This window comes from Streptococcus pseudopneumoniae (assembly GCF_038148935.1).
Taxonomy (GTDB): domain Bacteria; phylum Bacillota; class Bacilli; order Lactobacillales; family Streptococcaceae; genus Streptococcus; species Streptococcus pseudopneumoniae_U.
The window spans coordinates 1-205 of the sequence record NZ_JBBJZX010000290.1 but is presented as its reverse complement, the minus strand read 5'-3'; the positions used below and the strand labels follow the sequence as shown (position 1 = coordinate 205).

Here is a 205-nt window from a genome sequence, read left to right as displayed (position 1 = left end):
TACGCCTGAAGGAGTGACCATCGGCTCTACTACTTTGACTGGCGAGCAGTTAGCCTCTACCATTTCCGCAAGTCCTAGAGGGGTGGATATCATCGCTCCACGGGTTCGAGTGAAATCCGACATGATTGTTGATGGTGCTGTAACAGCTAGAAAAATGGCTGCTGGTTCTGTCACTGCTGACCATATCCAAGCAGGTGCCATCACG

At 51.2% G+C, this 205-nt stretch carries 1 protein-coding gene; it reads left to right on the top strand.

The window, feature by feature from the left end; genetic code table 11:
* On the top strand, positions 1-205 hold a 205-nt coding region (locus tag WKI42_RS11030), incomplete at both ends, for a hypothetical protein (RefSeq protein ID WP_368081932.1).